Here is a 5245-nt window from a genome sequence, read left to right as displayed (position 1 = left end):
CCGAAAGGATGGCGATAAGAAATAAGAGAATACGTTCATAGACATATTGAATTGACAGCATTGAATCGGAGCAATCCGGTTCAAAAATAAGAGAGAGTAAGACTCGAATTATTAGAATTAACCTAGCATCTTTAATCGACAATATTAAAATATACGATGAAGAGTTTGATCCTGGCTCAGGATGAACGCTAGCGGCAGGCCTAACACATGCAAGTCGAGGGGTAGAGGAAGCTTGCTTCCTTGAGACCGGCGCACGGGTGCGTAACGCGTATGCAATCTACCTTATACAAAGGGATAGCCCAGAGAAATTTGGATTAATACCTTATAGTATGTTTGAATGGCATCATTTAAACATTAAAGTTCCAACGGTATAAGATGAGCATGCGTCCCATTAGTTAGTTGGTAAGGTAACGGCTTACCAAGACAATGATGGGTAGGGGTCCTGAGAGGGAGATCCCCCACACTGGTACTGAGACACGGACCAGACTCCTACGGGAGGCAGCAGTGAGGAATATTGGTCAATGGGCGCAAGCCTGAACCAGCCATGCCGCGTGCAGGATGACGGTCCTATGGATTGTAAACTGCTTTTATACAGGAAGAAACACTCCCTCGTGAGGGAGCTTGACGGTACTGTAGGAATAAGGATCGGCTAACTCCGTGCCAGCAGCCGCGGTAATACGGAGGATCCAAGCGTTATCCGGAATCATTGGGTTTAAAGGGTCCGTAGGCGGTTTAATAAGTCAGTGGTGAAAGCCTATCGCTTAACGATAGAACGGCCATTGATACTGTTAGACTTGAATTAGTGGGAAGTAACTAGAATATGTAGTGTAGCGGTGAAATGCTTAGATATTACATGGAATACCAATTGCGAAGGCAGGTTACTATCACTATATTGACGCTGATGGACGAAAGCGTGGGGAGCGAACAGGATTAGATACCCTGGTAGTCCACGCCGTAAACGATGGATACTAGCTGTTCGGAGCAATCTGAGTGGCTAAGCGAAAGTGATAAGTATCCCACCTGGGGAGTACGTTCGCAAGAATGAAACTCAAAGGAATTGACGGGGGCCCGCACAAGCGGAGGAGCATGTGGTTTAATTCGATGATACGCGAGGAACCTTACCAGGGCTTAAATGGGAGACGACAGTTTGGGAAACCAGATTTTCTTCGGACGTCTTTCAAGGTGCTGCATGGTTGTCGTCAGCTCGTGCCGTGAGGTGTCAGGTTAAGTCCTATAACGAGCGCAACCCCTATTGTTAGTTGCCAGCGGGTCATGCCGGGAACTCTAACAAGACTGCCGGTGCAAACCGTGAGGAAGGTGGGGATGACGTCAAATCATCACGGCCCTTACGTCCTGGGCTACACACGTGCTACAATGGGCGGTACAGAGAGCAGCCACCACGCAAGTGGGCGCGAATCTTCAAAACCGTTCTCAGTTCGGATCGGAGTCTGCAACTCGACTCCGTGAAGCTGGATTCGCTAGTAATCGCATATCAGCCATGATGCGGTGAATACGTTCCCGGGCCTTGTACACACCGCCCGTCAAGCCATGGAAGCTGGGGGTACCTGAAGTCGGTGACCGCAAGGAGCTGCCTAGGGTAAAACTGGTAACTGGGGCTAAGTCGTAACAAGGTAGCCGTACCGGAAGGTGCGGCTGGAACACCTCCTTTCTAGAGAAAGATTAAGATATGGGTCTTTTAATACAAGAGTATTACTCTCGCTGTTAGTTCAAATAATAAATTAAGTAAAAAACAGAGTCTCGTAGCTCAGCTGGTTAGAGTACTACACTGATAATGTAGGGGTCCCCAGTTCGAGTCTGGGCGGGACTACTATTTTTAACTTAAGAGGAAATTTTAGAGGTTGAGTAACCGTTTGAAGTACTGTTAACTTAGAACTGTTAACTAGACAACTAAAAAACGGGGGATTAGCTCAGCTGGCTAGAGCGCCTGCCTTGCACGCAGGAGGTCATCGGTTCGACTCCGATATTCTCCACAATTCGCTTCGGCGGAACCCGTTCATTGACATATTGAGATAAGAAAATATTTAAAAAGTAGAAAGAACACAGCATTGTGTCTATTAATAGGCATGATATGTAGTACAATAAGCAAAATAAGGGCGTATGGGGGATGCCTAGGCTCTCAGAGGCGATGAAGGACGTGATAAGCTGCGAAAAGCTGCGGGGATCGGCACACACGAATTGATCCGCAGATATCCGAATGGGGCAACCCACTATATTGAAGATATAGTACCCGATAGGGGGCAAACCCGCTGAACTGAAACATCTAAGTAGGCGGAGGAGAAGAAAACAAAAGTGATTCCGTAAGTAGTGGCGAGCGAACGCGGATTAGCCCAAACCAGGGATGTTACGGCATTGTTGGGGTTGTAGGACCACGATATTTCTTGCGGACAGAATTAGAATAACCTGGAAAGGTTAACCGAAGAGGGTGATAGTCCCGTATAAGTAATGGAAGATAAGGATAGTGGTATCCTGAGTAGGGCGGGGCACGTGAAACCCTGTCTGAATCTGGCGGGACCATCCGCTAAGGCTAAATACTCCTGAGAGACCGATAGTGAACCAGTACCGTGAGGGAAAGGTGAAAAGAACCGTGAATAACGGAGTGAAATAGATCCTGAAACCATACGCTTACAAGCGGTCGGAGCCCTTTCGTGGGGTGACGGCGTGCCTTTTGCATAATGAGCCTACGAGTTACCGTTGCTGGCAAGGATAAGCACTTCAGGTGTGGATCCGTAGCGAAAGCGAGTCTGAATAGGGCGCTTTAGTCAGTAGTGGTAGACGCGAAACCGTGTGATCTACCCATGGGCAGGATGAAGCTGTGGTAACACATAGTGGAGGTCCGAACCGGTTGACGTTGAAAAGTCTTCGGATGACCTGTGGGTAGGGGTGAAAGGCCAATCAAACTCGGAAATAGCTCGTACTCCCCGAAATGCATTTAGGTGCAGCGTTAGTCGTAAAGTTATATAGAGGTAGAGCTACTGATTGGATGCGGGGGCTTCACCGCCTACCAATTCCTGACAAACTCCGAATGCTATATAATGTTTACTAACAGTGAGGGCATGGGTGCTAAGGTCCATGTCCGAGAGGGAAAGAACCCAGACCATCAGCTAAGGTCCCCAAATATATGCTAAGTTGAAAAAACGAGGTTTGTCTGCCCAGACAGCTAGGATGTTGGCTTGGAAGCAGCCATTCATTTAAAGAGTGCGTAACAGCTCACTAGTCGAGCGGACGAGCATGGATAATAATCGGGCATAAGCATATTACCGAAGCTATGGATTTACAGTTTACTGTAAGTGGTAGGGGAGCATTCTAACAGGGTTGAAGGTGTGAGGCGATTCATGCTGGACCGGTTAGAAAAGAAAATGTAGGCATAAGTAACGATAATGCGGGCGAGAAACCCGCACACCGAAAGACTAAGGTTTCCTCAGCTATGCTAATCAGCTGAGGGTTAGTCGGGTCCTAAGGCGAACCCGAAAGGGACAGTCGATGGCCAACGGGTTAATATTCCCGTACTACTGTTAATTGTGATGGGGTGACGGAGTGATGAAAGTACCGCGAACTGACGGAATAGTTCGTTAAAGCACCTAGCTATAGGTTTCGTAGGCAAATCCGCGAGAACTGGTGAAATGCGATAGTACTCGGAGTCTTCGGACAAAGAGATAGTGTACCTAAGGGCTTCCAAGAAAAACCTCTAAACTTAGATTAACAGTACCCGTACCGTAAACCGACACAGGTAGTCGAGGAGAGAATCCTAAGGTGCTCGAGAGATTCATGGCTAAGGAATTAGGCAAAATAGACCTGTAACTTCGGGAGAAAGGTCGCCAGCGCAAGCTGGCCGCAGTGAAGAGGTCCAGGCGACTGTTTATCAAAAACACAGGGCTCTGCAAAATCGTAAGATGAAGTATAGGGCCTGACACCTGCCCGGTGCTGGAAGGTTAAGAGGAGATGTTATCTTCGGAGAAGCATTGAATTGAAGCCCCAGTAAACGGCGGCCGTAACTATAACGGTCCTAAGGTAGCGAAATTCCTTGTCGGGTAAGTTCCGACCTGCACGAATGGTGTAACGATCTGGACACTGTCTCAGCCATGAGCTCGGTGAAATTGTAGTATCGGTGAAGATGCCGATTACCCGCAGTGGGACGAAAAGACCCTGTGCACCTTTACTATAGCTTAGTATTGACCTTGGATAAGTGATGTGTAGGATAGGTGGGAGACTGTGAAGTGGCGTCGCTAGGCGTTGTGGAGTCATTGTTGAAATACCACCCTTTGCTTATCTGAGGCCTAACCCCCAATGGGGGGACATTGCTTGGTGGGTAGTTTGACTGGGGTGGTCGCCTCCAAAAGAGTAACGGAGGCTTCTAAAGGTTCCCTCAGCACGCTTGGTAACCGTGCGTAGAGTGCAATGGCATAAGGGAGCTTGACTGAGAGACATACAGGTCGATCAGGTACGAAAGTAGAGCATAGTGATCCGGTGGTTCCGCATGGAAGGGCCATCGCTCAAAGGATAAAAGGTACGCCGGGGATAACAGGCTGATCTCCCCCAAGAGCTCATATCGACGGGGGGGTTTGGCACCTCGATGTCGGCTCGTCACATCCTGGGGCTGGAGAAGGTCCCAAGGGTTGGGCTGTTCGCCCATTAAAGTGGCACGCGAGCTGGGTTCAGAACGTCGTGAGACAGTTCGGTCTCTATCTACTGTGGGCGTTAGAAATTTGAGTGGATCTGATTCTAGTACGAGAGGACCGAATTGGACAAACCTCTGGTGTATCTGTTGTTCCGCCAGGAGCACCGCAGAGTAGCTACGTTTGGAAGGGATAAGCGCTGAAAGCATATAAGCGCGAAACCCACCACAAGATGAGATTTCTTTTAAGGGTCGTGGAAGATGACCACGTTGATAGGCTATAGATGTAAAGGCAGTAATGTCATAGTCGAGTAGTACTAATAACCCGTAAGCTTATGTACGTCCTCCCCCGAGCAATCGGGGGAAGAAACTTTCTAATACAACTAAATACTTCTTTATCTCAGTATGTTAAGATATTGTTCAATTGATAATTAACAATGTATAATTGATAATTAATAATTGGAAAATTGCCTAAAGCAATTTAACCTCTTAAGGTGGTTATTGCGGCGGGGCTCACCTCTTCCCATTCCGAACAGAGAAGTTAAGCCCGCCTGCGCAGATGGTACTGCAATCCTGTGGGAGAGTATGTCGCCGCCTTTCTTTTGAAAACCC

The 5245-nt window shown here is 48.0% G+C and carries 2 tRNA genes and 3 rRNA genes; all 5 read left to right on the top strand.

Features of this window, described 5'->3' with window-relative positions:
• Positions 1 to 153 precede the first annotated feature (153 nt).
• Positions 154 to 1669, top strand: a 16S ribosomal RNA gene (locus tag BLQ05_RS13495).
• Between the two features lie 85 nt (positions 1670 to 1754).
• Positions 1755 to 1828 (top strand) — tRNA-Ile (locus tag BLQ05_RS13490).
• A gap of 89 nt (positions 1829 to 1917) precedes the next feature.
• Positions 1918 to 1991 (top strand) — tRNA-Ala (locus tag BLQ05_RS13485).
• A gap of 106 nt (positions 1992 to 2097) precedes the next feature.
• A 23S ribosomal RNA gene (locus BLQ05_RS13480) occupies positions 2098 to 4974 on the top strand.
• A 149-nt stretch (positions 4975 to 5123) separates the two neighbouring features.
• Positions 5124 to 5233 (top strand): 5S ribosomal RNA (gene rrf / locus BLQ05_RS13475).
• Together the 16S, 23S and 5S rRNA genes with 2 tRNA genes alongside form the textbook arrangement of a ribosomal RNA operon.
• The last annotated feature ends 12 nt before the right edge of the window (positions 5234 to 5245 follow it).

Source organism: Flavobacterium saliperosum (genome assembly GCF_900100625.1).
Lineage (GTDB): Bacteria > Bacteroidota > Bacteroidia > Flavobacteriales > Flavobacteriaceae > Flavobacterium > Flavobacterium saliperosum.
The sequence above is the reverse complement of the archived record's forward strand: the minus strand, read 5'-3'. Positions and strand labels throughout refer to the sequence as shown.